The organism is Vibrio sp. V19_P1S1T109 (assembly GCF_002241375.1).
Lineage (GTDB): Bacteria > Pseudomonadota > Gammaproteobacteria > Enterobacterales > Vibrionaceae > Vibrio > Vibrio anguillarum.
On record NZ_NDIM01000374.1, the window covers coordinates 1 to 25,675 of the forward strand.

The following is a 25,675-nucleotide window of genomic DNA, read 5'->3' on the forward strand; positions in this document are numbered from 1 at the left end:
GCGTTACACTACACCGCTAACGTAGGTGGGATAAAGACTTGTGCTTCCAGACCACCATGAGCTGGATTGCGTAAAATGAGATCTCCGCCGTGTCCATGTAAAATACTTCGGCATATTCCAAGGCCAAGACCGTGGCCTTGATCATCATCGGCAAGGCGAAAATAGGGCTCAAAGACAGCTTCTAATTTATCTATCGGGATCCCCGGGCCTTGGTCTTGAATGGTGATAACCACCCACTCTGGATTTTCTTCCAACTTCACCCACACTTGCTGACCATACTTCACGCCATTGCCAATCAAGTTTGTCAATACTCGTTGAATAGCTAGAGGCTTAGCGATTATCGGTTCAAGCTGTGTAGGCGTAAAATGGACCACTTGGCGAGTTAAGTTGTACCCTTCAGCAATCGTCTGAATCATCTCATTGAGATCAATACTGCTGTTATTTTCGTGTAAATCGGTATCTCGCACGCACTGCAATGCCCCTTTAACCATCATCTCTAGCTCATCGAGATCGCGGTTAAATTTTTCGCGCTTAACATCGCTTTCGAGCAATTCAGCCCTTAGGCGTAAGCGGGTGATGGGTGTTTTTAAATCATGAGAGATGGCAGAAAACAGATGCTCTCTATCGGCCACGTAACGTCGAATTCGTTGCTGCATACGATTGAATGCGCGGGTCGCAGTGATCAATTCTGTCGCCCCCTCTTCACGCAAGGGACGCTGGGCAATATCCATACTCATCTCATTCGCCGCTTTGGCTAAATTTCTCAGTGGCCGAACTTGGCGGCGCATAAGCAAGTAGGTCAACGCTAACAAAATGGTGGTGGAAAAAAAGAGAAATAAGATCTGCTCTTTTCTTAGTAGAGTGTCATCCAATTTCACGTATGGAGCGGGAAGTAGCGCCGCCACGTAAACCCATTCATGGCTTGATAGTTCGATTTGCACCACCAACACTGGCGGGTTTAGCGGTTCAAGTGTGAGTGTATGATAGGCCCACGACTTAGGTAAGTCGCTGAGAAAAATATCGTTTTTTAGTAACCGCAAATGTTCTGGTTTGGTAAATTCAACTTGAATACTCTCAACGTTATTGAGCTTTTGTTGCAACACTTCCCTCACCGCATCGACTGAAGCTCGCTTGAGCGGCGTATCGATAATCGGCTCCACAGTCAATGGCTCTTTATTGAATGAGACAAAAAAACGGGTTCCCCCCATATTGCGAATTTGATCCAGCACGATATGCCGATATTTGACGGGCAGTGATTGAAAAAAGGTCACGGTGGAAGCAAACATACCTGCCATGCTAGAAGAAACGGAACTGATCCCTTCCAACTCTTTTTGTTTAGATTGGCTGTACCAAATCGCCGTTGCAATGCCCTGCGCTATCACCACCGCCAACAAAGTCAGCAGCAGTGTTCGTGAGACAAGAGAGTTGGGTTTTAAGCGTGAAAAGAGACGTATTAGCGTCATTTTTAATGGCCGTAACTGACCGGAACGGCCAGAATATAGCCGTTGCCACGCATAGTTTTAATGTAGTGAGGGTATTTTGCACTATCACCCAATCGCTGACGTAAACGGCTAAGTTGCACGTCGATACCTCGCTCAAAAGGGAGGGCTTCACGTCCACGAGTAGCAAATGAGATGGTATCGCGATCAAGCACTTCCTTAGGCCGGGTTAAAAACAGCATCAGTAGTGCAAAATCACTGCCCGACAAGTCATGCTCATCGGCACGCTCTAGATGTGTAATTCGGTGTGACAAGGTATCGAGTTGCCAATCACCAAACGTAATCTGTTTGGGCAGCGCATCGGTTGTTTTTTCATCATTGACTTGTACCCGGCGCAGCAAAGCCTTGATGCGCGCCATTAACTGACGCGGGTTAAAAGGTTTCGCCACATAATCATCCGCGCCAATTTCTAAACCAATGATTTGGTCAGTTTCATCAGAAACCGCGGTCAACATAATGATAGGAACGTTCGAATGACGACGGATTTTTTGGCATAAAGTAAAACCATCGTCTCCGGGCATCATCACATCCAACAAAATAAGATCGGGATAACTGTTACGTTCCAAATAGGCTAATAGCTCGATGCCATCCGCGGTGGTGACGATATCAAAACCAGACTTCGTCAAGTACTCATCTAATAATTGCCGAATCTCTTCGTCATCATCCACGACTAGAATGCGCGTTCTTGCCTGCATGTCCACTATCCATATTTTCAACTGATCGGCCTAGTGTAGCTATAGGTCATTTTTTTGATTATTGATATTTATGTAAAGTTTGAATTCTGTCTAGATAGAGATCACAAAATGCGTTACTTATGAGGAACAACTGATTTCCATTTTTTTCCCCCATTCCGGAGGAAGCTGGGCAAAATGACGCTTATCTGGCTGTTCAGCATAAGGATCGGCTAACAATTGTGCTAATTGATGTACTTGTTGGTAATCCCCTTGCTCTGCTTTATCGATCGCTTGTTGAGCCAAATAATTACGCAAAATATATTTCGGATTCACTTTTCTCATCTCTGCGCAGCGCTGCTCAATCGAAATCGCGTTCCCCGAACTGTCGATTTCTCGCTCACAACGAGCCAGATACTGTTCAAGCCAAGACTGAACGGCAGCGCGGTCAATGAAGAGATCCAATACAGGTTGCTCCCCTTCTCGATCCAAGTTGGATAGTTGCCGGAAAAAGCGAGTGTAGTCGGTGTGATTTTTGGTTAATAACTCAAACATTTGCTCAAACAACACAGAATCACCGGACAGAGAGGTCAACAACCCCAATTTACGACGCATTTGCTGGCTAAAATAACGGCCGAGCTGCGCTTCAAACTGAGCGAGTGCCGCTTCCAGATCGCTTCTTTCCACTAACGGTGACAATGCATGTGCTAAAGCGGACAGGTTCCACAACGCCACACGCGGCTGCTGATCAAACGCGTAGCGGCCTTGATAATCGGAGTGATTGCCAATATAAGTCGGTTCATAATCGTCGAGAAAAGCAAAAGGACCGTAGTCAAAGGTTTGACCGAGGATAGACATGTTGTCGGTATTCATCACACCATGGGCAAATCCAACCGCTTGCCAATCGGCAATCATCTTAGCAGTACGCTCAACAATGTGACTAAACATCGCCGCATAAGGTTTTTCTTGTGTGAGGCAATCAGGGTAATGCCACTCAATCACTTTATCAGCCAGTTGCTTTTGCTCTGCTAATTGGTTGGTATAGAAAAAATGTTCAAAATGGCCAAAGCGAATATGGCTCTGCGCTACACGTACCAGCAGCGCACCTCGCTCTTGTTTTTCTCGATAAACAGGCGTGTCACTGCTCATCATCGCTAATGCTCTTGTGGTTGCAATCCCAAGACCCGCCATCGCCTCACTACACAAGTATTCGCGAATAGTGGAGCGCAGTACGGCGCGTCCATCCCCCATACGCGAATAAGGCGTAAGCCCTGCACCTTTCAAATGCAGATCATACACTTCACCCGTTTTACTCTCGATTTCGGCCAACAGTAACCCACGGCCATCACCTAGATCAGGGTTATAAATACCAAATTGATGGCCCGCGTATTTCATCGCTAATGGCTTAAATTGCGCGGGAATAACTTGGCCAGACAGGCTGTGCAGTAGCTCATCATTAGGTTGTGTTGGTAAAGACAAATCCCCAGCCAGTGAGGCATTCCAAGCAACCCAACGCACATTGTCTAAAGGCGCTGGGTTCACTTGAGAATAAAAAACCGAGGGTAATTCACCATAGCGAGTGTGCAGTGTTACTTGATCCCAAATCGACATGCGAAGTCCTCATAATATGGTTTTTGGTTAGACTTTTGCACGTTAGCAAATACTTGAGCTCTAGACTAGGGTATTATTAGGCAAAGTTGTCACCTATTACAGGTCACATTCAAGGTGAAGTCGATGTTATCCATTTTTGATATTTTTAAAATTGGTGTGGGCCCTTCTAGCTCACACACCAATGGGCCAATGATTGCAGGCTATCAATTTAGCCAAATCATTGCTGATTTAACGCAAGTGGCAAGAGTGCAGATTGACCTTTACGGTTCACTATCACTTACAGGACGTGGCCACCACACTGATCGCGCCGTAATATTAGGTCTGCTGGGCAATAAGCCTGACACCATCAAAATCACCAGCGCCAATCAAGCGCTAGCGCATGCTATTGAACACGGTGAGCTTAATTTAGCGGGAAAAAAGCTCATTCCATTCCAGCTAAAAACTGACCTCCTCTTCCAAAATACTAATCTTCCCTTACATGAAAATGGTATGACGATTACCGCTTTTGGAGCGCAAGGAGAAACGCTAGCCTTTGAAACTTACTACTCGGTGGGAGGCGGTTTTGTTGCTACCGCCAAAGAGTTGGAACACGGTAGTGCAAATGCACCCGTGGAGGTCGAATTTCCTTTTACTTCTGCTGATGAATTACTCTTTAAAGCCGAAAAACATGGCTTAAGTTTAGGCAGTCTCGTTTTGCGCAATGAAATAGCGTTTCATGATCTTGAAACGATTAACCACAAAGCCGATCAAATTTGGAAAGTGATGTCGCTCTGCATGCAGCGCGGCTTTGAAACGGAAGGCATTCTCGAAGGTGGATTGCATGTCACGCGCCGCGCACCAGCACTGCTCAAAAAGCTGGAAGCTAACGCGGCGATTGAAAGTGACCCAATGGAGATCATGGACTGGATTAACCTGTTTGCTTTCGCGGTCAGTGAAGAAAATGCAGCGGGAGGGCAAGTGGTTACCTCGCCAACCAATGGCGCGGCAGGAGTGATACCCGCCGTATTAATGTATTACCACCGCTTTATCCGAGAGCTTGACACTAAGCAGTTGAAAGATTTTCTCGCCGTGGCTGGCGCTATTGGTATTTTGTACAAAACCAATGCTTCTATTTCGGGGGCCGAAGTAGGCTGTCAAGGAGAGATTGGAGTCTCTTCCTCAATGGCAGCGGCAGGGTTGACCGCGCTAAGAGGTGGCAGCAACGAACAAATTTGCATGGCGGCTGAAATTGCCATGGAGCATTCATTGGGTATGACATGCGACCCAATGGGTGGCTTAGTTCAAGTCCCTTGCATCGAACGCAATGCAATGGGAGCCGTGAAAGCGATTAACGCTTCACGCATGGCCCTAAAACGGACCAGCAAATGCTTAATTTCTCTAGATAAAGTGATTGAGACCATGTACCAGACGGGGAAAGATATGAATCGGAAATATCGTGAAACCTCGTTAGGCGGCTTAGCGTTAATCCACCTATCACCACCTTGTGAGTAGTAATACCGTTCAATCCTCATCAAGCCCTGTGTGAATACAGGGCTTGTTTAAGCGGTAAACTCAGGAATGCGTAACTCTTGGTTCTGGGTAATCGCTTCTCGCTGCACAATCCACTGAAAGCTGAGCGACAACACACAAATCTCAACCGCACAAACCACTAACCAGACGAGTGACAATAGTAATGTCAATGGCAGAAAATGCAGATTAAACAAGGGCTGTAGTAGTGCGTTGATAAGCATGGGGATCACACCTATCAGCACAAATAGTGCTTTGGCGTGGGGCTTTGACATTTGCCACGCGACACTCAAACCTCTAGGTTGATGATCTAGTGCTGTTGCTGGCAAAACTAATGACCAGCGGGAGATAAACCAGCCAATAGGCAGCATTGCGGCATAGGTACAAAGCTGGATTAACCACATTGGCATAGTCACTATATTTGCCAGCGAGCCAATGATAAACATGGGTATGATTAGAATGGCAAACAGCATAGCGCCTAACGCAGCCCACCATCCAATAAAGCGCAATTCACGCGAACTTAAGTAAAAAATCGTGCTCAAACGGCAAGATTTTTCCCCCAACAGAACCAAACGATGCAAGCGCACTGTCGCCATCGCCGCCGTTACCGTATAAAGCACATAAACAATGACATTCGTTAATGTGAACAACTGTTGTGGATCATCAAAGTCAACAACACCAATCGTGAAATAGAGATTCACCACCAAAAAAGGTGAAGATTGCAGCATGAGAGTCAGCCAATTTTTTTGGACTAATTTTAACGCACTCACCACAGTATACTGAATCGGTAGCTGCTGATATTCCATGAATCTATTCCCTGACAAATAAGTAAGGTTAATATATCGAAAATAGATCCCACTTGTTCTAAAAGCTCTGTGATGCCAATCCAACTCCCTGCACTCATTGATAACAATCTTATTGGTATCTCATATTAGTGACTCGGCAACGAGGCGCTATTCTGAATAAAGAGACGATCGCTGACACTGAGGTATCTCACCGCATTTGAAGAGTTCATGCTAGAATGCGCCGAATTTGCGATGAGTTGCACTCAAAGTATTAGGGCGTAGCGCCTTACGATGAGAAAGCCATCGCTTGCTAACTGTTTTGACTTTTTAACTCTGAGAGCCCGCATGCCATTTTCCAACCTAGGATTGAGCGATCCAATCTTAAAAGCCGTTCACGAACTCGGCTATTCTGCCCCAACACCGATTCAAGAACAGGCAATCCCAGCCATTTTGACGGGTAAAAATGTCATTGCGGCAGCGCAAACCGGCACGGGTAAAACCGCTAGCTTTGTACTGCCCATTTTGCAGATGCTTAGTCAAGGAACAACTCAGCGCGCCAAACGTGTTCGCGCATTAATTTTAGCGCCCACGCGCGAATTAGCTCTGCAAGTGGAAGAGAACGTCACTCAATACGCCAAGTATCTACCCTTAACCTGCCTTGCGATGTACGGCGGTGTCGATTCGCAAAAACAAAAACAACGCTTGATTGAAGGGGTGGATATTTTGATCGCCACGCCGGGGCGCTTGCTTGATATGTATGGCCAACGCGCCGTTCATTTTGATGAGCTTGAAGTGTTGGTGATGGATGAAGCTGACCGCATGCTCGACATGGGTTTCATTGAAGACATCAATAAAATTGTCGATCGCCTGCCACTAAACCGTCAGAACTTACTGTTTTCGGCGACCCTTTCTCGCCCAGTGCGCGAGTTGGCCAAATCAGCCATTAATGATCCGATTGAAATTGATGTCGCTGGTTACAACCACACGCCAAATCAAATTGATCAGTGGATTATCACTGTCGATAAAGATCAAAAATCTGCACTACTGAGCCATTTGATTACTGAAAACCAATGGCAACAGGCGATGATTTTCATCGAAACCAAACACGGTGCGGCAAAGCTGGCGAGCCAACTGGAAAAGCGTGGCATTGCAGCAGAGGCGTTTCACAGTGGCCGTAGCCAAGAAGTTCGTGAAAAATTATTAGCCGATTTCAAAGCAGGTAAACTGCAATTTTTGATTGCAACGGGCGTTGCTGCGCGCGGTATTGATATTGATAACTTAGAAAGAGTGGTGAATTACGACTTGCCTTATCCTGCGGAGAACTACATTCACCGTATTGGACGAACAGGTCGTGCTGGTGCAACCGGCGAAGCAATTTCTCTCGTATCACGCGATGATTTTAAAAACTTGTGCATGATTGAAAGCCGCTTAGGGCATTTGCTTGTGCGTAAAGAAATTGAAGGTTTCACACCGAAAAAAGACGTGCCTATTTCCATTTTAAATTACCACTTGAAAAAGCGTGATAACGAGCACTCAGGTGTACCGCGTCGTAGCCCTCGCCCTAAACAAGAAAAACGCTCATAAGCATAATGCTTCTTTACAAATCCCACCGCCCGGTGGGATTTTGTTGACTAAACCATTCCCGCATCACACTTTTACGCCCTCTTTCTCTCTACGCCCCAAAATCACTACTCAAGGATGATTCTGTCTTCATCAACTTCTATTAGCCTGCAACTCATCTCCTATTTCTCGCATCCCATCATCGCTTAGGTTGACACGTTATGGCTTACAACAAATACACTATCTATCAAGTTTTCACGCGCTTATTCGGTAATACAAACTGTTGCTACACACCTTGGGCAACGAAAGAACAAAATGGCGTAGGTAAATTAAGTGACTTCACTGACGATGCACTCAATGCAATTCATCAACTTGGGATCACTCATATTTGGTATACCGGTGTTTTACACCACGCACTGGTGGGTGATTACCGTGCATGGGGAATAGAGAATGATCACCCAAGTGTTGTCAAAGGTAGAGCGGGCTCGCCTTACGCCATTAAAGACTACTATTCGATAAACCCTGATTTAGCCGACGACCCAGCTCAGCGTAATCACGAATTTGAAGCCTTGATTAAGCGTACACACCAAGCGGGCATGAAAGTCATCATCGACATTGTCCCTAACCACGTGGCGCGCCAATATCAAGGGCTCAATAACCCTGTCGGAATCAATGATTTTGGTGAAAATGATGATACCAGTGTGCAATACACCAGGGACAATAACTTCTATTACCTACCCGACACCTCCTTTAAACTGCCAGATATTCCCACCTCATTGCTACCGTTGGGCGGTGAATGCCACCCAGATTTAGCCACCCCGTTTTACGAACACCCCGCAAAATGGACAGGCAATGGATCTCGTTTAGCCAAACCAAACGTGGATGATTGGTATGAAACCGTCAAAATAAACTACGGCATAAAACCCGATGGAAGCAAAGATTTTGCCGAGCTTCCGCAGCACTACCGCTTTCAATCTCACCTTGAACACGCCATTTTCTGGCAAGACAAAAGCGTGCCAGATTCATGGCGTAAGTTTCGGGATATCGCTCTTTATTGGCTCAATAAAGGCGTGGATGGCTTTCGTTATGATATGGCGGAAATGGTGCCGATTGAATTTTGGAGCTATCTCAATTCGGCGATTAAGCAACACAACCCCGATGCTTTTTTAATGGCAGAAGTGTATCAGCCAGATTTATACCGCGATTACATCCAGCTCGGGAAAATGGACTATCTGTACGACAAAGTCGACCTTTACGATAGTCTCAAAGCCATCATGCAGGGACACGGTTCCACTAAAGAGATTGGACGTATTGAACATCAACTGCGTGACATCGAGCATCACATGCTGCATTTCTTGGAAAACCATGACGAGCAGAGAATTGCCTCGCCTGAATTTGCAGGTGAAGCACATAAAGCACGCCCTGCCATGTTGATTTCGGCCTGTTTATCCAGCTCACCGACCTTGCTTTATTTTGGGCAAGAAGTGGGCGAACCGGGTGCGGAACATGCCGGCTTTGGCCAGCCTTCGCGCACCTCTATTTTTGACTATATCGGCGTTCCGCAGCATCAAAAATGGATGAATAACGGCGCATTTGATGGTGGCCAATTAAACGAGAGCGAGAAGCAGCTGCGCCATTTCTACTCAACATTACTGAATTTAGTCAAACAGAGCCCCGCACTGACCGGTGAATATCATGATCTGTACGCCGCCAATGTTGAACACTTCTCCGACCAACAAGATTACTTATTTGCCTTTGCTCGCTCTAACCCGTCACAAAAGCTGATCATCGCCGCGAACTTCAGTGCCACAAGTGGCAAAACCGTAAAACTGCATTTACCTAAAGCATTGACCACTTATTGGCAGTTAACCTGTGGTGAGCACACTCTATTCGACCCGCTAAATCAACAAACGCTGACGCTCTTCGTCAACGAACAAGAGAGCTATGTGATGATCGACTTCACCCCACTTTCGACCCATTTCATGGTTCTCAATAATATTTAAACCTCAAAGAGAGTCATTGGTCTTCTTTCAATACAACAAGCCAGCATCTTCATCGTGCTGGCTTGTTTTGCTAAAGGCTATAAGGTTAAGGCTTGCTTTAAGTGACTTTCATTAACACGGGTTCTTGATCAGATTCCCGCTCATGCTGATTGGGCAAAATGCCTAAAGTATGTAAAAAGGTTTTGAGCATGATGGCGTAAATGAACATCATAGGAAGGCCTGCGACCACACAAAGCGACTTAATGGTTTCAATCCCTCCCCCAGCCAAAAATACACTTAAACTGATCAGCCCAATCGCACAGGCCCAAAGCAATTTTACTCGGTTATCGGGATCACCATTCAAAGCCAATTCATTGGTGGTGAGCATCGCCGTCGCAACACTCGCACTGGACATAGTGGTCAGCATCAATAAAAACTGAATGAGCAGAAATAGCCCAAGCACCCCATTTCCCCCAGGCAAGGTTTTTATCAATGAAACCACTGCGTAGGTTAAGCCACCTTCTGCCATCCAGCCCTGAACGGGTAAACCGCCCAGCATTTGAGCCCACACCGCATAGCCACCAAAAATGGAGATAAAAAATGCACAACCCAAAGCGCCCATCGAGATGGTGTACAAAACCACTTCACGAATCGTTCGTCCACGAGAAATTCGCGTGATGAATAGGCCCATCATAATCAAGTACGCGTAATACCAAAACCAATAGTACTGAGTCCAGCCTTGTGCAAAACCACTTTGCTGAACAGGGTCTGTCCACAATGACATTCTAAAGAAATTATCCAACATCACGCCCAGCGAGTCAGTGAAACTATTAAGAATGAAAGAAGGTTGAGTCGCCAATAATACAAACAGGGCAAACAACACTGCCATGCTGACTGTCCAGTTAGAAATCATGTTGATACCTTGATTAAAACCAACCCCCATCACAACCACTAACGCAGCCACAAAAAGCACAATAATTGTGCCTTGTAAGCCAAGGCTATTCTCAATCTGTAACAGCTCTGCCACACCGGCGCTGACCAAGGTCACAGTTAAGGCTAGCGAGCTAGCAAACGCGGCCAACGTACCAAAAATCGACAATAGATCGATACTTTTTGCCACCAAAGGATGGTCACCCACTACCGAAGAACACAAACTGGAAACTTTTAACGTGCGTTTTTTTTGTACATAAAATGCATAAGCAAACGGAATCGCTGGAAAGCAGTAAATCGCCCAGCCTGTAATACCCCAATGAAAAATAGAGTAGGTAACGGCCCATGCCGCAGCAGGATAACTATTAGGCTCAGCAAATAACGGCGGCGATTGTAAGTAATACATCGGTTCGCCTATCGCCCAGTAAATGAGTGACGCTCCAACGCCAGCGGTAAAAATCATCCCACCGTAAGAAAAATTACTGTATTCGGTCTTTTCTTCACCTAAACGAATGCGGCCGTATTTCGAACACGCCAGCCACAGTAAAAAAACCACTAACGCCAAACTTGCCATCTGTACTAACCAGCCAAACCAGTGGCTCACCCAACCCATAGCTTGCGCCGCCACCGCTTGAGAGGTGGCTGGATAAAGCGCAGATACCGTTAACAAAACAAGCACTAACGCAATCGCAGGAAAAGCCAATCCATAATTAAGATTTTTCAAAACTGCGCCTCCATTCATAAAGTGCTTGAATATGGCGAGGGGTGATGCCACAACATCCGCCGATCACGGTTGCACCGAGGGCATACCACTGCTTAGCAAATGCGAGATAATCTTCTGCACTAAACTCACGCATGGCTTGTACGGTTTCGTTAGCGGCGTGATCCGATTTAATCGGCGTAAAACTGTTTGCATAAACGCCGATTTCAATCTTTTGCGCTCGGCCTTCCAACACCATTTTCGCCTGTTGAATGGCATCAGCCATCACCTCGGGTATTGAGCAGTTAAAGAAAATACCCGCCCCACCCGCAGAATAGATTTGTTCTGCGGCTTCAGACACTGACTGCCCAGAACGCAATTGTGCGATATTAGAGTCATCTTTCAGAGTCAGTGCGTAATAGCAAGGCTTGGTTGATGAGGCAAACACCGATTGAATCATGCTCAACTCTTCTAAACTGGCAATCGTCTCCGCTAACCAGACGTCCACATAAGGATCTTGTGCTTGATACAAAGTGAGTGAAATCGCTCGTGCGACTTCGGCTTGAAAGAGATCAGGCCGATAGCTTCCCATCGCCGGTGGCATAGAACCCGCCACTAAAATCGGACGTTCTGACTGTTGTGCTACTTCCGCAGCAATCTGCGCGGCTAAGTTCGCTAACCTTGCACCATCGGTTTGATATAGTGACTCGCCCAAGTGAAAAGGGACACACGCATAGCTATTCACCGTGATAATGTCGGCACCGCTATCAATAAATCCTTGGTGAGCCAAACGAACATGTTGTGGAGATTCAATCAGCGCTTGCGCGCTCCAAAGTGGCTGAGAAAAAGGAGCGCCAATTCTTTTTAATTCACGCCCCATGCCACCATCAAGAAGGGTTAATTTGCTCATAATATCGTATCCATAATGCTTTATTGGTCAGTGCCATTGAAGCATACTGTGAGCAAGATCATAGTGAATAACATTGAAGTGCAATATGAATTTTATTCAAGTAAGTGACTTGATTTATCTATTCTTTTTCGCAAGGTCACTATCTGTTGTTCATGCTGTCATTCGTGCTGTAATTCTTAGAAAACATGGGGCTTGGTCATTTCACAACAAATACTCAACGCATCATAAACAACTCTTCATGGAACTGAGTTTCAACGTCTACATGGTAAGGCTTCAACGCCTGTTTTAAAGTCCGTGAAAACGCAACAGGGCCACAAAAGAAAAACTCAAAACCACTTAAATCACCACACTGGCGAGCAATAGTCTCGGCAGACAAATGCGGCGCAATGCTTGAATCAATCACTGTGAGGGAGACACCTGCACGCAATGCTTTCTGCTTAAGCTCATCACACAGGGCTTGCTCTGCATGATGGCAGCAGAAGAACAGATAAGTAGCCGGATGCGCTTTTACCGTGTGTAAATAATCTAACCCAGCCATAAATGGAGCGATGCCGACACCGCCACCAATCCAGACTTGTGGCCTATCACTATAAAACTCAAATCGTCCATATGGACCTTCGACCTCAATCGGCTCACCCACGGTAATTCTCTTATAAAGGCCAGTGGTAAAATCGCCGAGCTCTTTGATCAAAAATCGCAGCTCATTAGCCTTATTGTACGAAGCAATAGTAAACGGATGCGGCTCTTCGCCAACAAAACTCAAATAGGCAAACTGCCCTGTTTTATGCCCGGGCCAAGATTTCTCCATCTTAATTCTTAAATCTAACGTTTGGCTCGCTGCGCAGTAGTGGCATGCGCTAATCTTCGCTGAATAACGTGCATTTCGGCCCACAAATCCAAACAAACTGTAGATTGCTGCCGCGGAGCCAAGCGCAATAAACATCAACACTAACCAATAAATCGGCCAGTCCCAATACGCCTTTTTCAACAATAATACCGAATGCCCAGCCAGTAAAAGGTACACCACCGCCATCAAACGGTGCGATAAGCGAAACGGTTTGTATTTAATGGTTAGCCACAGTGATACACCCACCAGCAGCAATAATGAGTAGAACCCCCATTCGCCAATGGCTAACCCCATCGGGCGCATCTCTTTTACCCAAAGCGCAAAACCCGACAAGTTCCCCTGTGGGCCAGAGCCATTGAGCCGATTAGGTTTAGTCAGGAGCTCAAGTGCGATCATCCATTTCGGTATCTGGTAACAAAGCCAGTGAAATAAACCAAGCAACGTGGCCGAAATGCCCAGCCATTTGTGTATCCGATAGCCTTTATCGATTCCTTGTGTCCACTGTTCAACAAGGGGCAAACGAAGCGCCAGCACCATAGCCAATGACATCGCCACAATGGCCAAAATGCCTGACCACTGGATAAAAGCCGATCGCCACTTGAAGAGGTTTTCAGACACCAAAAGCGTTGGCTCGGCTTGCATCCATAATACCGAGACAACCACCATCACAATCAATACCGTTTTGCTTACTCTGCTCATCACAATAACCACTTAAATACAAAGGTTATCTAAGAGTAACAATCACAACGTAAAGTAGATGAAGTAACAAGTAAATCTGTGTAAAGACGACAATCCAAGCTCTTTAAGCGCTATGTCCTTTTTATTGAACGCAGAAAAATCTGACCAATCAAACAACGCTGATCTTCCGCACGATAATCTTAGGGAGGGCCACTGAATTCTGTTAGAATGCGGCCCCTTAAACTAGCGTGTTAAGAGATGATCATTCGTGATGCCACGTTGTTTGAATAAAAAACCAACGAAAACCATACACCCCTGCTGGCCTCGGTTAGTGAACTACTTAGGAACTCGTTATGATGACTGAAGAAGAAAGAATTGAATTACAAAGAAATAACCCATTACACGGTCTTAAGTTAGAAACATTACTGCAAGAACTAGTGGATTTTTACGGTTGGGATATTCTCGATACGGCAATGCGTTTTAACTGCTTCCATACCAACCCATCGGTTGCCAGCAGCGTGAAATATCTCAATAAAACCGATTGGGCGAGAGAGAAAGTAGAAAACTTCTACCTATATCGCTTTAAACGTATGCCACGCGCTTCAGCTGAAGAATATGATCTGCCACCGCGCGCGCGCACTTTCCCACATGGCCTCAAACCTAAAGAGCCAATGGAGCTGACGGTTGATTCCATTTTAAACTCACAGGCTAAAGCGGCTTCTGCCCATAAAGAGCGTTCCGCACGTAACCGTTCGTTTCGTCGTTAAAGAACGATAAGTCAGTGATCGGCTCACGACACAACAAATCGGTTGAGCACAAAATGAATGTTGGTGTAAGAGAGAACCTTGCACCAACATTTTCCATCACAACATTTCAGCGTGAACCTTAATTATAAATAGGTTGCCATAAGCAGACTTTCTGCTGCTTACGTTGGTCATACAGCCATGTATATTGGCAATGATTATCGTAACTATATCGCCCAGTCTGAACCTTATATGGCCCAAAACTCACACCTTGTAAAGATTGAAAACGCCCTTGATAAAGCAATGAGAAGTGCAAGTGAGGGCCGGTGGACGATCCACCTTCACACAAAGCAATGGAGCGCTGGTTAGCATAAACACCCAACTTACTGTCTTTCGTCACCCACTGATTATTCGCGACTTGGATTCCGTCCATATGGTAATAGTTCGTCGCCCAACCGTTTGGATGCGTCACGCGCAGTTGGCACCGAGACATCACCGACACGTAGCCATCATGCGCGGCCGTTACACTGTAAGTTGGCGCGCCCCAAGCTGGCCAATCGTAAGAAACGTCGATTGAAGAAAGCGGAAAACCTGAACCACTGTGCGCATGCGTACCGTTAGGTATCCACTGATACCCTTTGCGCCATGGCCACTGCATAAACCCCTCACTAGGCGAAGCAATGAGGTTTCCCATACGCATAGGAGCTGGTGTGTTTTGTGGCTCGCTGAAAGCACCAAACCAAAGCTCATATTGCGATTTCCATAACGCCCAATCATCCACCCGATTCAATTGCTGCATGACCGCTAACGTCGCAGCATTGTATTGAAGAGCCGATGAACTTTCTTGATAGTGATAGAAACGCTGAGACAGTTGATTCGCAATATCTTTGATCTGCCGCTGTCTATCGTCCAAGCTTTGCTCCGAAGCACTCTCTTGTTCTAATAACGCTAAAGTGGTCAATAACACTCGAGGATCAACCCCCGTTGCCCCAGCCCAATGGCTAATCGACTCGACAAGCTCAAGCCAATGTGGCTGATGGGTGCCAATAAAATCTTCAATATTGAAAGGACGTTGATAAGGTCGAAAAACAAACTCATCATCGCTAATCAGAGAAAATGGCAGTTGACTCTCTGCAAGCTGCGCTTCGTTAAGTCGTGGAATATCCACATCAGGATACAACTGATGGCTTACCACCATTGGGCTAAAACAGATAACCCATGTCACTAAAGAAGATTTGGTTAGATTCATTACGCACCCTTCATATGAATTAAATTTCACATAGAGTGTGGCACAAAATATTCGTGGGATAGCTAAGAAGGTGCGTTTTGCGAAGCCAGTGGAAGCAAGATGTAATAAGATGAAAGCGATGAAATTATCAACACTCTGCACAAAAGTACCATCGGAGTAAAAAACCGAACGGATGAACATGAAAAACAAAAGCCCCGACAACTTTTTGAGTTATCGGGGCTTTCTTGAATAAATGGCGCGCCCTGTAGGATTCGAACCTACGACCACATCCTTAGAAGGGACGTGCTCTATCCAGCTGAGCTAAGGGCGCGCTACAGGGACAGGATTATACGAGTTGAACTCCGTAAATCAATCGCTTTCTCTAACATTCTGTTTCAAATGCCTAAAAAACTGCCATTCGCTAACCATGTGACGAAAAACAGAACAAAGCAAACGTTTGCTTATAGATGTTACTTTAAATATCTGCGACAATGCGCCCAAAAATATTTGCGACCAATGTGTAAGGAAAGCCATGACTGCTCAAAATATTGATGGGACACTCATCTCCCAGACGGTTCGCTCTGAAGTAGCGGCGCGGGTAAAAGCTCGCACTCAAGTGGGTCTTCGAGCTCCGGGGCTAGCGGTGGTGCTGGTGGGAGAAGATCCTGCGTCACAAGTGTATGTCGGCAGCAAACGTCGTGCTTGTGAAGAAGTGGGTTTTGTTTCTAAATCCTATGATCTTCCGGCCACTGCAGGTGAAGAGGAGCTACTGGCGTTAATCGATAAGCTCAATGCCGACCCTGAAATTGACGGCATTTTAGTGCAACTGCCCTTACCTGCCGGGATTGACACAACCCATGTGCTTGAACGCATTGTTCCTGAAAAAGATGTCGATGGTTTTCACCCTTACAATGTGGGCCGTTTAGCCCAACGCATTCCTAAACTGCGCTCTTGCACGCCCAAAGGGATCATCACTTTGCTTGAGCGCTATAACGTTCAACTGCGTGGTAAGCATGCGGTGATTGTGGGCGCATCCAATATTGTCGGCCGACCAATGACGTTAGAGCTGCTACTGGCTGGTTGCACCACAACCACATGCCATCGCTTCACTAAAGATTTAGAGCACCATGTTCGCCAAGCTGATTTGTTGGTGGTGGCCGTTGGTAAACCCAATTTTATTCCCGGTGCATGGATTAAAGAAGGTGCCGTGGTGATTGATGTGGGCATCAACCGCTTGGAGTCAGGCAAACTGATTGGCGATGTCGAGTACGATGTAGCGCGCACCAAAGCAAGCTTGATCACCCCTGTTCCGGGTGGTGTCGGGCCAATGACGGTGGCCAGTTTGATTGAAAACACCCTGTTGGCGTGCGAGCAATTTCACCCCAATAACTGATCTTGTTATTGATTATTGCTAGTGGTTATTGATAGCTATGATCAGCGAGCCAAAGAACCCCAGCACTGCGCTGGGGTTCTTGCGTTATAAACCAACTTAGCCTTTATTGGGCATTATTCATTTGCGTCAGTTTGTTGCCTATTGGCGTAGAGAAATTGTAGCCGTCGTGTTCGTCCCAGTTAATAGACCATGTCATCACACCACCGTAGTTAGGGTAGTTGAAACTCGGTTTCACCGTCGCGCAAGAGGTTCCCTTGGTTAAGCAGTCCAACGCATCAAGAATGTTTTGCGTGGGCGCTTGCCCAGAGTTGGCAGAGCTCGGGCCAGAAGGCAAACCGATTGCAACTTGATCGTCACGCAGTGGTTCAAAGCGTGAACCATCGGCCAAATCAAACCCTTCTAACAGCATTTTTGATTGGGCGACCATCATATCCACCGAACCTTCAGGTGCTGCACCCGGTAGATAAGGGTTTGGCAACCCACCGTTGTTGTAGAGCTGAACATGAAGTAGATCGAGTGTGTCACGAACCTCATTGATGATAGGAATATATGCACCCCAAATGCCGCTATAAGCCACCATTCCTCCTTGAACATAAGGGTGTTCTGGTGCCATGGTCAGGTACATATCACCGCCGATGTTGGCTTCAATTTGCTTTAATGCCCGGCCCAAGCGTGCTTGAATTTGCGAGCCATGCATTAAGTTAGAACCACTTTCTAAATCAACATCCAAGCCATCAAAACCCCACTCTTTGATCAACGCCGTCAAACTATCAACAAAGTGCGCTTCATCACTGTCAGTATTGAGCGTAATGTTGCCTTCAGCGCCACCAAGTGACAAAACAAAAACTTTGCCTTTGGCTTGCAAGGCCGCCATATCTTGCTTGAACTGGGTAGCATCTAAGGCGGGACAGCTACTATGCGCATCGCCTGCGAAAAGATTGAAATGCACGGTTCCATTACTGTTGCGGTCATTATCGGCAAATGCAATATCGATCACATCCCACGCATCAGACATATCAGCGAGACGCATTGGGCAGCCAGCAGCATTGACAAAATTATGCCAGTAACCGATCAATTTGTGCTTTTTCTGTGTCTGTTCAACCACCTTCACGGCAGCTGCGTCTGACAATACACTACTGCCTGCATCATAAGCTTGCGCAGCCACTGTGTATTCGCCGATAGCCGTAGGTGTCCAAGTGTAGGCATAAGGCGCACTAGTATCAGTTGCGACCACCGCTCCATTCACTAAGAAATCGACTTTAGAAACAGCACCAGTGAGTGACGTCGCATTGGCAGCAATATTGACTGGTTTACCTAAACCGACGGTTTGCCCTGACGTTGGCGATGTTAACGACACCACTAACGCTTGATCGCTCACTGAAACGTTAATCTGACTTTCAGCGCTATTATTGTCATTATCGGTTGCGATGGCTTTGAGTGTGGTACTTCCGACCTTGCTCGCAACCCACTCAACCGAATAAGGCGCTTGGTTTACTACGCCAAGGCTCGTGCCATCAACAAGAAATTCCACTTGTACTACACTGCCATCGGCATCATTAGCTTGTGCGCTGAGCAGAATGGTAGAACCAGCCAGAATCACTTCATTGTCAGCAGGGCTCGTCAATGAAACGGTAGGTGGCGTGGCGCACGCGCCCATTCCTGTCCACGCTTCTTGCCAATAACTTCCTTTGCCCGGCTCATAGGCCCACGCTGAGCTGGAAGAGCACCAACCTGCGATATCACAACGGAACTTTTGATTATTGTTTTGCACCAGTTCGCCCGCAGCGTAACTGCTACCCGCCACATAGGTTGCTAAACCTGCACAACCACCACTTGAGCCTCCAAATACAACTAAGGCGACCTCTTGGCTATGAGTCGTTTGGTTATCATTATCCGTCGCTTTGGCTTTAAAGGTGTGAGAGCCTGAAACAGCAGTCCAACCGTGGGCATAAGGCTCTGCAGTATCTGAAGCGACGAGTTGTCCATCCACATAAAAATCAACTTGCGTGACGGTTCCATCCGAATCGGTGGCATTAGCGCTTAGCGTCAATGAGTCACCAGCCGCTAGCTGCTCAGCACCTGTTGGGCTGGTTAAGGAGATGGAAGGAGGTACTAAACTACCAACAGGCGTAACCGAGATGGTTGACGCTGTTGACGTAGTCGCACCCTGATTATCAGTGGCAATTGCTGTCACTTGGGTTGCGCCTAAAGCGGCAGTCCAATCGGTTTGAAAAGGCGCTTGTGTGATGACGGCGATCGACACGCCATCAATCAAAAATTCAACCCGTGCCACGCTACCATCGCTATCAGACGCGGTGGCTTGCAGCGTGATTAAGCTGCCTTGTGGGATTTGTGCATTATTGGCAGGAGAAACGAGATTTAGCGTGGGTGGAACATTGCCACCACCGCTGTCACACTGCCCGAGTGATAGCCAAAATGCCCAAGGGCCGTTATTGCTTGCAGGATCATTTCCCTGCGTCCAATAGTTAGCTTGATAGGCTGCGTTAGATTGCGTCACTTTATCGCCGGACGTATAAATGGCGGCCGTATCCCAAGAGCCCAAGCCATCACAGTTATAGGCTTGAGCTTGGTAGCTTATCCCTAACGTTGTAATGATGGCAGCTCTGAGTAGATAAGAACTCATTGTTCTCTCCTTTGCTTATGAATAATTAACCCGTTCCCAAGTAACTTGACGTGGTGGCCTGCAATACGCGAGATAAAAACAAGGCAACATCAAGTAGGCAGGGTATATAACTAATAAGCTAGAGGACGAGAATTGCACTCTAAATAACTGATAATTTTAATTATCTCAGCTCAAAATCACGGCATGATTTCAACATCAACACCGCTTGCAAATCTTTTTCGGCGGACTTCACGAACTCACCTAATCACACGTCGTTGAGAAATTGATATGGTCAATATTATTTTGGTGAGGTGGATGGATAAAAATGCCGGCTCTGTTAGCCGGCATCGAAGATACAAAATGTATGGTGGGTTTTCGTAGCCAATAGAAACGCAACGTTTATAGCGACAAAATAACCCCAGCAAGCGCAGCACTCATCAAATTAGCCAGCACGCCAGCGCTGATCGCTCGAAAACCATATTGAGAGATAAAGCTGCGACGCTCTGGCACCAAACTGCCCAAACCACCGATCAATACTGCCATGGTCGAAATATTGGCAAAGCCGCACAGAGCAAAAGTTACAATCGCTTGAGAATGTTCACTGAGCGAATCTTTTACGTCCATCAATTGGATGAAAGCGACAAACTCGTTCACGACAATTTTATTACCAATCAGTGAGCCTGCCGTCATCGCTTCGCTCCATGGAATGCCCACCAGCCACGCAACTGGAGCAAATAGGTAGCCTAAAATCAACTCAAAACTAAGGGTTAAGCCAAACAGACCGCCCACCCAGCCCAATAGGCCGTTGAGTAGCGCAATCACACTGATAAAGGCCAGTAACGTTGCCCCAACCGCAACCGCGATACGAAGCCCAGACATTGCACCATCAGCCACGGCTTCAACCACATTGGTTGCTTTTGGTATCTCAACCTCTTCATTGGCCACCTGCTGACTTTGCGCTTCGGTTTCCGGCACCAAAATTTTCGCCATCAACAAACCGGCTGGAGCTGACATAAATGCCGCCGCAATAAGATAGTTAAGGTTAACGCCCAGTGAGGCATAACCCACTAACGTACCACCCGCAACCGAGGCTAAGCCACACGTCATCACCGCAAAAAATTGCGAATCACTCATGTGCTTTAAATAGGGCTTAACGACTAACGGCGCTTCAATCATGCCGACAAAAATGTTCGCCGTGGCTGACAGTGACTCTGCACGCCCCGTACCCAATAATTTTTGCAAACCACCGCCAATCAAATTAATCACTTTAGGCATCAAACCAATGTGGTACAAACCGGAGATCAAAGCGGAGAAGAAAATGATGATGCCAAGCACATTAATCGCAAACACAAAACCAACGCTACCATTGGCTAAACCGCCAAAGAGAAAGCCAATTCCCTCTTGCCCATAATTGATCAAATTCGATACCGCACCCGTGACACTGTTGAGCACTTCTTTCCCCATAGGGACATACAGAACCAATAGTGCAAAGCCTACTTGCAATAAAAAAGCGAGCGACACGGTTCTAAATTGGATGTTTTTTCTATTGGTAGAAAGTAGCCAAGCCGTAAATAAGATGGCGACGACGCCAAGTAATGAGTTCATTTGCTGTCAATCCAGATAACGGGGATAGGAAAGGCGCGCATTCTATCGTGCGAAAACGAATGCGCAAGTCGCAAATGTTACAGAGGTGTGCTTAAAAATAGCAGCCTTAAGCCTCTTATTTCAAGCTGTTGATTTGTAACAAGCTAAACGATTGCTTAGGCTTATCTTTTCCATATAGAAAAGATGTTTCTGAGTTGGGAAATAATAATTCGTACTCATTACACTTTTGTCAAACGGATGTAAGGCTCTAACTGAGTATCCCAGTAGCAAGGTGTACCGATTAAATCCTTGATAAATTCAATCACGGCTGAGGTTTTCTTCGGCATATGTTGTCGGCTCGGGTAAACCGCATAAAAAGGCATGCTTTGATTTGCGTGCCAATCTGGCAACAACTGGATCAGTTTACCAGTTCGAAATTCATCTCGAATTAAATAAGTCGCCAAGTAAGCAACACCCCACCCTGCCACGGCGGCGTCACGGACGGCTTCGGCTAAATCCACCGAATAGTTACCCGACACATTGATGTTGACCTTTTGCTCTGGATTGGCAAACGACCAACTGGTGTAATCTCGCTCCCAACTGCGGTAGATAAGACAGTTGTGACCTAACAGATCACCGGGTGTCTGAGGGGGTGAATGGTTTAATAAGTATTCCGGTGATGCCGCCAGCACAAATTGGCAATCGGCGAGACGTTGCGCCACGTACCCTTCCGGCAAATGTTCGTTGTTGGTCACCCACAAATCAAGCCCTTCTTCGAGCATATCGACTCGATAATCGAACAAATGCACTTCCACTTGCAGTTTTGGATAACGCTGACGAAGCGCCTCCAGTGCTGGCAAAATGTGCAAAGAACCAAACGACTGTGAAAGACCAAGCTTAATCAGCCCAGACACCTCATCACGCTGGCTTTCCATTTCAGACTGCGCAGCATCCATCAACCCAACGACCGCAATACAATGGCGATACAAAGCCTCTCCAGCCTCGGTTGTGGTGAAGCTGCGAGTGGTTCGCTGAACGAGCTTCACCCCGAGCGAGGCTTCCAGTAAGGCCAACTGCTTACTAACATGCGATACTGATACGCCTAAGCTTTTGGCCGCAGCGGTAAAGCCTTGATGTTTGATTAACGCAGCAAATATCACCATTTGCCCTGCACGTTCAACTAGCACACACTCTCCAGAAATAGCAAAGGGCTCATGATGAGCCCTTTGCGTTCAATTAAGGTTCAAATCAATAGGTAATTCTATCCGCCAAATGGCTCACCGCGAGGGCGAAATAATATGAACGGTTCCACTTCATCAACACATTATAGTTGTTGTATACCAAGTAAACGCGGCCATTTTCATCATCTGGCATGATAAGCCAAGCTTGAACGTTGTCTAAATTAGGCAGTGGTTTACCTTCGTAACGGGTAATACCGAGCTTGTTCCACTCTCTCAGTGATTTCCCTTTTTCGGGCTGTCGCCCTTCTAAAGTGCGGTCAAACCCATGCGGAACTTTAACTTGACGGCCCCAAGTGTATTTATCATCCCATCCCGATTGGCTGAGATAATTGGCCGTCGACGCGAATACATCTTCCTTTGAGCGCCAAATGTCTTTTTTGCCATCGCCATTACCATCGGAAGCGAACGCCAAAAACGAACTCGGCATAAACTGGCATTGTCCCATCGCGCCAGCCCAAGACCCTTTCATCTCATCAGCTTGGATATGACCTTGCTGCAGAATTTGCAACGCGGCCATTGTCTCCTTGCGGAAAAATTCTTCCCGACGACCGTCATAAGCCATAGTCGTCAGCGCATCAATAACACTAAAACCACCAGTCAACGCACCAAAATTACTTTCTACGCCCCACAAAGCCACGATAAAGCGCGGCTGTACGCCATATTGTTCGCCAATGCGGCTAAGCTCTGCATAGTGCTTTTCATACAGCGCCTTTGCTTGGTTCACTTTCCATTCTGGAACCGCGCGTGGGATATATTCATCCAGCGTCAGTTTCTTTTCTGGTTGATTGCGATCGGCCGTCACAGCACGTGGCTTGTACTCCACATTTTTAAACGCATCGATTAAAATTTGCTCTGAAATGCCTTCATTTCGTGCTTGCTGCTTCAAGCCTTCCACATAGTGTTCAAAACTAACCTCATTCGCCATCAATGGCGTGGAGAGGCTTAATCCCAATACGACTGACAATAACTTTCTCAAATCGTCCTCCTTGAGCTGAAAACTTAGCTATCTTTTTGCTGAGCCTTTTGCTGCTTATATTGTTCTAATAAATTTTGTGGCGGTGGCGGTAACTGTAGGAAAAAGCCCTCATTTTCTAGAGACTCTTTTACTTTTTCAATGTTCACTTGGGCAAGTGTACGCCCTTCCAGTTTCACTACCATGACTAAAGTAGGTTTACCGAACATCACCATTAATGTGTCAGGAACCTGTGAAAAGTCATCCTTTTTGGGGATATAGAGATAGGTACCTTCTTTTTTAGAGCTTTTGTAGATAGAGCAAAGCATGACAAACCTTTTATTGTAATAAACTGGCTTTTCGAGCCAATTAAGTTAGAAACGTTAAACTTTTACCAAATTTGAGATTAAAACAAACATTTGACCGCAAGATAACTTGCTGAGCTAAGTCAGGGAATATAACATGACAACCCTAGTTTCAGGCAACGCCCTTTCTAGTGAAGCCATTAGTTATTGAGGTCAATATAAGATGTCGAATACTCCTGACCTAAAAGGTAGCAGTTTTACTTTGTCAGTGTTACACCTTTGCGACAGTGAAGTTGCCAATACCGTTGAGTTTCTCAAGGAAAAAGTCGCCCAAGCTCCTGCTTTTTTTGCCTCTGCACCTGTGGTGATCAATATTGCTAAAGTGATTGGCGATATTGATTTTGCGATACTCAAACAAGGCATCACTGAAGCGGGAATGATCCCGGTCGGTGTGACAGGTTGCCGTGATAAACGCAGCCAAAACTTAGCCTCAGAAGCTGGCTTTGCCGTGATGGCAGCAAGCAAGTCGCCTTCTCAAGCACCCGCTCAAATAGCGCCAACCAAGGTGATTCGCACGCCCATTCGCTCTGGCCAACAAGTGTATGCCAAAGATAGCGATTTAGTGATCCTCAATCACGTCAGTGCGGGGGCCGAAGTGATCGCCGATGGCTCGATTCACATTCATGGTTCACTGCGCGGAAGGGCCATTGCCGGTGCCAGCGGCCAAACGGAAGCAAAAATTATTTGTCACGATTTACAAGCAGAGCTGGTCTCCATTGCTGGAAATTATTGGCTTAGCGATCAAATTGAAAGTGAGTTTTGGCAGAAGAAAGTGATGCTCAGCATGGTTGATGGTTCACTGCATTTTGAAACGCTCACGATTTAAAATTAACAAGGAAAACATAATGGCACGCATTATTGTTGTAACGTCAGGAAAAGGCGGCGTTGGTAAAACAACCTCAAGCGCAGCAATTGCTTCTGGCTTGGCTTTAAAAGGTAAAAAGACAGCGGTCATCGATTTTGATATCGGTCTGCGTAACCTTGACTTAATCATGGGTTGTGAGCGCCGCGTGGTGTACGACTTTGTTAACGTCATCAACGGTGAGGCGACACTTAACCAAGCGATGATCAAAGATAAACGCACCGAAAACTTGTTTATTCTGCCTGCCTCACAAACCCGTGATAAAGATGCGCTCACCAAAGAGGGCGTAAAGCGCGTTTTGGATGAACTCGATACGATGGGCTTTGATTTCGTCATTTGCGACTCACCAGCAGGTATTGAGCAAGGCGCGTTGATGGCTTTGTACTTTGCTGATGAAGCGATTGTAACGACGAACCCTGAAGTCTCTTCCGTGCGCGACTCGGACCGCATTTTAGGGATTTTGGATTCCAAATCAATGCGCTCAGAGCAAGGGTTAGAGCCTGTTAAACAGCACCTTTTATTGACCCGTTATAACCCTACTCGCGTGACACAAGGTGAAATGTTGAGCGTGGAAGATGTTGAAGAGATTTTACATATCTCTTTACTTGGCGTGATCCCAGAAAGCCAAGCGGTGCTTAATGCCTCCAACAAAGGTGTTCCGGTTATTTTTGACGATCAATCAGACGCAGGCCAAGCTTATGCTGACGCTGTCGAGCGCTTATTAGGGCAAGAAGTCGAGTTTCGTTTTCTAACGGAGCAGAAAAAGGGCATCTTTAAACGACTTTTCGGGGGTTAATATTATGTCTCTACTTGAGTTTTTCCGACCACAAAAGAAAACGACCTCAGCAAGCCTTGCCAAAGAGCGTTTGCAAATTATCGTCGCCGAACGTCGTAGTGAAAATGACCCTGCACCGACCTATTTGCCTCAATTGAAAGAAGACATTCTCAAGGTGATCGCCAAATACGTCGCGGTTGACCCTTCGATGGTTGAAGTCTCTTTTGAGC

General features: G+C 46.4%; 21 protein-coding genes and 1 tRNA gene. 8 read left to right on the forward strand and 14 right to left on the reverse strand.

Going from position 1 to position 25,675, the window contains the following annotated elements; all coding sequences use genetic code 11:
* Positions 1–8 precede the first annotated feature (8 nt).
* The 3 genes from B9J87_RS17150 to B9J87_RS17160 all read right to left on the reverse strand — a co-directional run bounded on the left by B9J87_RS17150 (position 9) and on the right by B9J87_RS17160 (position 3,781).
* A complete protein-coding gene (locus B9J87_RS17150; protein ID WP_094151902.1) occupies positions 9–1,463 on the reverse strand; it encodes an ATP-binding protein in 1,455 nt (484 codons plus the stop codon).
* Positions 1,464–1,465: 2 nt separating this feature from the next.
* Positions 1,466–2,194, reverse strand: a complete 729-nt coding sequence (locus tag B9J87_RS17155; RefSeq protein ID WP_026028047.1) for a response regulator — start codon at positions 2,192–2,194, stop codon at positions 1,466–1,468.
* A 117-nt stretch (positions 2,195–2,311) separates the two neighbouring features.
* Positions 2,312–3,781 (reverse strand): protein adenylyltransferase SelO, encoded by a 1,470-nt coding sequence (locus B9J87_RS17160; RefSeq protein ID WP_094151904.1) that lies wholly within the window; start codon positions 3,779–3,781, stop codon positions 2,312–2,314.
* 123 nt (positions 3,782–3,904) lie between these two features.
* Between B9J87_RS17160 and B9J87_RS17165 the strand changes: the two genes are divergently transcribed.
* Positions 3,905–5,272, forward strand: coding sequence for an L-serine ammonia-lyase (locus tag B9J87_RS17165; RefSeq protein ID WP_029189727.1), 1,368 nt, complete (start codon positions 3,905–3,907; stop codon positions 5,270–5,272).
* Positions 5,273–5,319: 47 nt separating this feature from the next.
* Here the strand turns inward: B9J87_RS17165 and B9J87_RS17170 are convergent, their stop codons facing one another.
* Positions 5,320–6,093, reverse strand: coding sequence for a hypothetical protein (locus B9J87_RS17170; protein ID WP_019282010.1), 774 nt, complete (start codon positions 6,091–6,093; stop codon positions 5,320–5,322).
* 324 nt (positions 6,094–6,417) lie between these two features.
* Between B9J87_RS17170 and B9J87_RS17175 the strand changes: the two genes are divergently transcribed.
* Both B9J87_RS17175 and B9J87_RS17180 read left to right on the forward strand, forming a co-directional pair.
* Positions 6,418–7,656, forward strand: coding sequence for a DEAD/DEAH box helicase (locus tag B9J87_RS17175; protein ID WP_094151906.1), 1,239 nt, complete (start codon positions 6,418–6,420; stop codon positions 7,654–7,656).
* A gap of 197 nt (positions 7,657–7,853) precedes the next feature.
* Positions 7,854–9,635: an alpha-amylase family protein gene (locus B9J87_RS17180; RefSeq protein ID WP_094151908.1), complete on the forward strand. Its 1,782-nt coding sequence runs from the start codon at positions 7,854–7,856 to the stop codon at positions 9,633–9,635.
* 97 nt (positions 9,636–9,732) lie between these two features.
* Here B9J87_RS17180 and B9J87_RS17185 read toward each other — a convergent pair whose 3' ends face one another.
* From B9J87_RS17185 to B9J87_RS17195, 3 genes are all read right to left on the reverse strand, one after another.
* Complete coding sequence (locus tag B9J87_RS17185; protein ID WP_094151910.1) at positions 9,733–11,268, reverse strand: BCCT family transporter; 1,536 nt, start codon at positions 11,266–11,268, stop codon at positions 9,733–9,735.
* Entirely contained in the window at positions 11,255–12,154 is a 900-nt protein-coding gene (locus B9J87_RS17190) for a homocysteine S-methyltransferase family protein (RefSeq protein ID WP_017044584.1), read from the reverse strand. The genes B9J87_RS17185 and B9J87_RS17190 overlap by 14 nt, the downstream gene beginning before the upstream one ends.
* 214 nt (positions 12,155–12,368) lie before the next feature.
* Positions 12,369–13,700 (reverse strand): ferredoxin reductase family protein, encoded by a 1,332-nt coding sequence (locus B9J87_RS17195; RefSeq protein WP_176429559.1) that lies wholly within the window; start codon positions 13,698–13,700, stop codon positions 12,369–12,371.
* Positions 13,701–14,032: 332 nt separating this feature from the next.
* Here B9J87_RS17195 and B9J87_RS17200 point away from each other — a divergent pair, with 332 nt between their 5' ends.
* Complete coding sequence (locus B9J87_RS17200; protein WP_013857204.1) at positions 14,033–14,446, forward strand: VF530 family DNA-binding protein; 414 nt, start codon at positions 14,033–14,035, stop codon at positions 14,444–14,446.
* Positions 14,447–14,564: 118 nt separating this feature from the next.
* On the opposite strand, the gene B9J87_RS17205 is transcribed toward B9J87_RS17200, so the two are convergent.
* A complete protein-coding gene (locus B9J87_RS17205; RefSeq protein ID WP_094151932.1) occupies positions 14,565–15,671 on the reverse strand; it encodes a M23 family metallopeptidase in 1,107 nt (368 codons plus the stop codon).
* Positions 15,672–15,904: 233 nt separating this feature from the next.
* Positions 15,905–15,981: transfer RNA gene (locus B9J87_RS17210), tRNA-Arg, on the reverse strand.
* 201 nt (positions 15,982–16,182) lie between these two features.
* Here B9J87_RS17210 and folD point away from each other — a divergent pair.
* On the forward strand, positions 16,183–17,043 hold the full coding sequence (folD, locus tag B9J87_RS17215; protein WP_010317168.1) for a bifunctional methylenetetrahydrofolate dehydrogenase/methenyltetrahydrofolate cyclohydrolase FolD: 861 nt from the start codon (positions 16,183–16,185) through the stop codon (positions 17,041–17,043).
* Between the two features lie 103 nt (positions 17,044–17,146).
* Here the strand turns inward: folD and B9J87_RS17220 are convergent, their stop codons facing one another.
* The 5 genes from B9J87_RS17220 to B9J87_RS17240 form a co-directional block, all read right to left on the reverse strand.
* Positions 17,147–19,687 carry an Ig-like domain-containing protein gene (locus tag B9J87_RS17220; protein WP_094151914.1) on the reverse strand — a complete coding sequence of 847 codons (2,541 nt, stop codon included), beginning with the start codon at positions 19,685–19,687 and terminating at the stop codon, positions 17,147–17,149.
* A 378-nt stretch (positions 19,688–20,065) separates the two neighbouring features.
* Positions 20,066–21,271, reverse strand: coding sequence for a NupC/NupG family nucleoside CNT transporter (locus tag B9J87_RS17225; RefSeq protein WP_019282015.1), 1,206 nt, complete (start codon positions 21,269–21,271; stop codon positions 20,066–20,068).
* Between the two features lie 218 nt (positions 21,272–21,489).
* Positions 21,490–22,437, reverse strand: a complete 948-nt coding sequence (locus B9J87_RS17230) for a LysR family transcriptional regulator (RefSeq protein ID WP_094151916.1) — start codon at positions 22,435–22,437, stop codon at positions 21,490–21,492.
* Positions 22,438–22,498: 61 nt separating this feature from the next.
* The gene (locus B9J87_RS17235; protein ID WP_013857211.1) at positions 22,499–23,467 is read right to left on the reverse strand and encodes a lytic murein transglycosylase; all 969 of its coding nucleotides are present in this window, start codon (positions 23,465–23,467) and stop codon (positions 22,499–22,501) included.
* Positions 23,468–23,490: 23 nt separating this feature from the next.
* On the reverse strand, positions 23,491–23,772 hold the full coding sequence (locus B9J87_RS17240) for a YcgL domain-containing protein (RefSeq protein WP_094151918.1): 282 nt from the start codon (positions 23,770–23,772) through the stop codon (positions 23,491–23,493).
* A gap of 199 nt (positions 23,773–23,971) precedes the next feature.
* On the opposite strand from B9J87_RS17240, the gene minC reads away from it, so the two are divergent.
* The 3 genes from minC to minE all read left to right on the forward strand — a co-directional run.
* Positions 23,972–24,634: a septum site-determining protein MinC gene (gene minC, locus B9J87_RS17245; RefSeq protein ID WP_094151920.1), complete on the forward strand. Its 663-nt coding sequence runs from the start codon at positions 23,972–23,974 to the stop codon at positions 24,632–24,634.
* A gap of 19 nt (positions 24,635–24,653) precedes the next feature.
* Positions 24,654–25,466 carry a septum site-determining protein MinD gene (gene minD, locus B9J87_RS17250; RefSeq protein ID WP_013857214.1) on the forward strand — a complete coding sequence of 271 codons (813 nt, stop codon included), beginning with the start codon at positions 24,654–24,656 and terminating at the stop codon, positions 25,464–25,466.
* A gap of 4 nt (positions 25,467–25,470) precedes the next feature.
* Positions 25,471–25,675 (forward strand): cell division topological specificity factor MinE (minE, locus tag B9J87_RS17255; protein WP_094151930.1); only part of this gene is annotated, 205 nt, incomplete at its 3' end.

Coding starts and splice junctions, on each gene's coding strand:
- B9J87_RS17225 (WP_019282015.1), bottom strand. CDS start 21,271: ATGAACTCATTACTTGGCGTCGTCGCCATCTTATTTACGGCTTGGCTA.
- B9J87_RS17200 (WP_013857204.1), top strand. CDS start 14,033: ATGATGACTGAAGAAGAAAGAATTGAATTACAAAGAAATAACCCATTA.
- B9J87_RS17220 (WP_094151914.1), bottom strand. CDS start 19,687: ATGAGTTCTTATCTACTCAGAGCTGCCATCATTACAACGTTAGGGATA.
- B9J87_RS17240 (WP_094151918.1), bottom strand. CDS start 23,772: ATGCTTTGCTCTATCTACAAAAGCTCTAAAAAAGAAGGTACCTATCTC.
- B9J87_RS17180 (WP_094151908.1), top strand. CDS start 7,854: ATGGCTTACAACAAATACACTATCTATCAAGTTTTCACGCGCTTATTC.
- B9J87_RS17205 (WP_094151932.1), bottom strand. CDS start 15,671: ATGAATCTAACCAAATCTTCTTTAGTGACATGGGTTATCTGTTTTAGC.
- minC (WP_094151920.1), top strand. CDS start 23,972: ATGTCGAATACTCCTGACCTAAAAGGTAGCAGTTTTACTTTGTCAGTG.
- B9J87_RS17160 (WP_094151904.1), bottom strand. CDS start 3,781: ATGTCGATTTGGGATCAAGTAACACTGCACACTCGCTATGGTGAATTA.
- folD (WP_010317168.1), top strand. CDS start 16,183: ATGACTGCTCAAAATATTGATGGGACACTCATCTCCCAGACGGTTCGC.
- B9J87_RS17195 (WP_176429559.1), bottom strand. CDS start 13,700: ATGAGCAGAGTAAGCAAAACGGTATTGATTGTGATGGTGGTTGTCTCG.
- minD (WP_013857214.1), top strand. CDS start 24,654: ATGGCACGCATTATTGTTGTAACGTCAGGAAAAGGCGGCGTTGGTAAA.
- B9J87_RS17165 (WP_029189727.1), top strand. CDS start 3,905: ATGTTATCCATTTTTGATATTTTTAAAATTGGTGTGGGCCCTTCTAGC.
- B9J87_RS17190 (WP_017044584.1), bottom strand. CDS start 12,154: ATGAGCAAATTAACCCTTCTTGATGGTGGCATGGGGCGTGAATTAAAA.
- B9J87_RS17175 (WP_094151906.1), top strand. CDS start 6,418: ATGCCATTTTCCAACCTAGGATTGAGCGATCCAATCTTAAAAGCCGTT.
- B9J87_RS17170 (WP_019282010.1), bottom strand. CDS start 6,093: ATGGAATATCAGCAGCTACCGATTCAGTATACTGTGGTGAGTGCGTTA.
- B9J87_RS17155 (WP_026028047.1), bottom strand. CDS start 2,194: ATGCAGGCAAGAACGCGCATTCTAGTCGTGGATGATGACGAAGAGATT.
- B9J87_RS17150 (WP_094151902.1), bottom strand. CDS start 1,463: ATGACGCTAATACGTCTCTTTTCACGCTTAAAACCCAACTCTCTTGTC.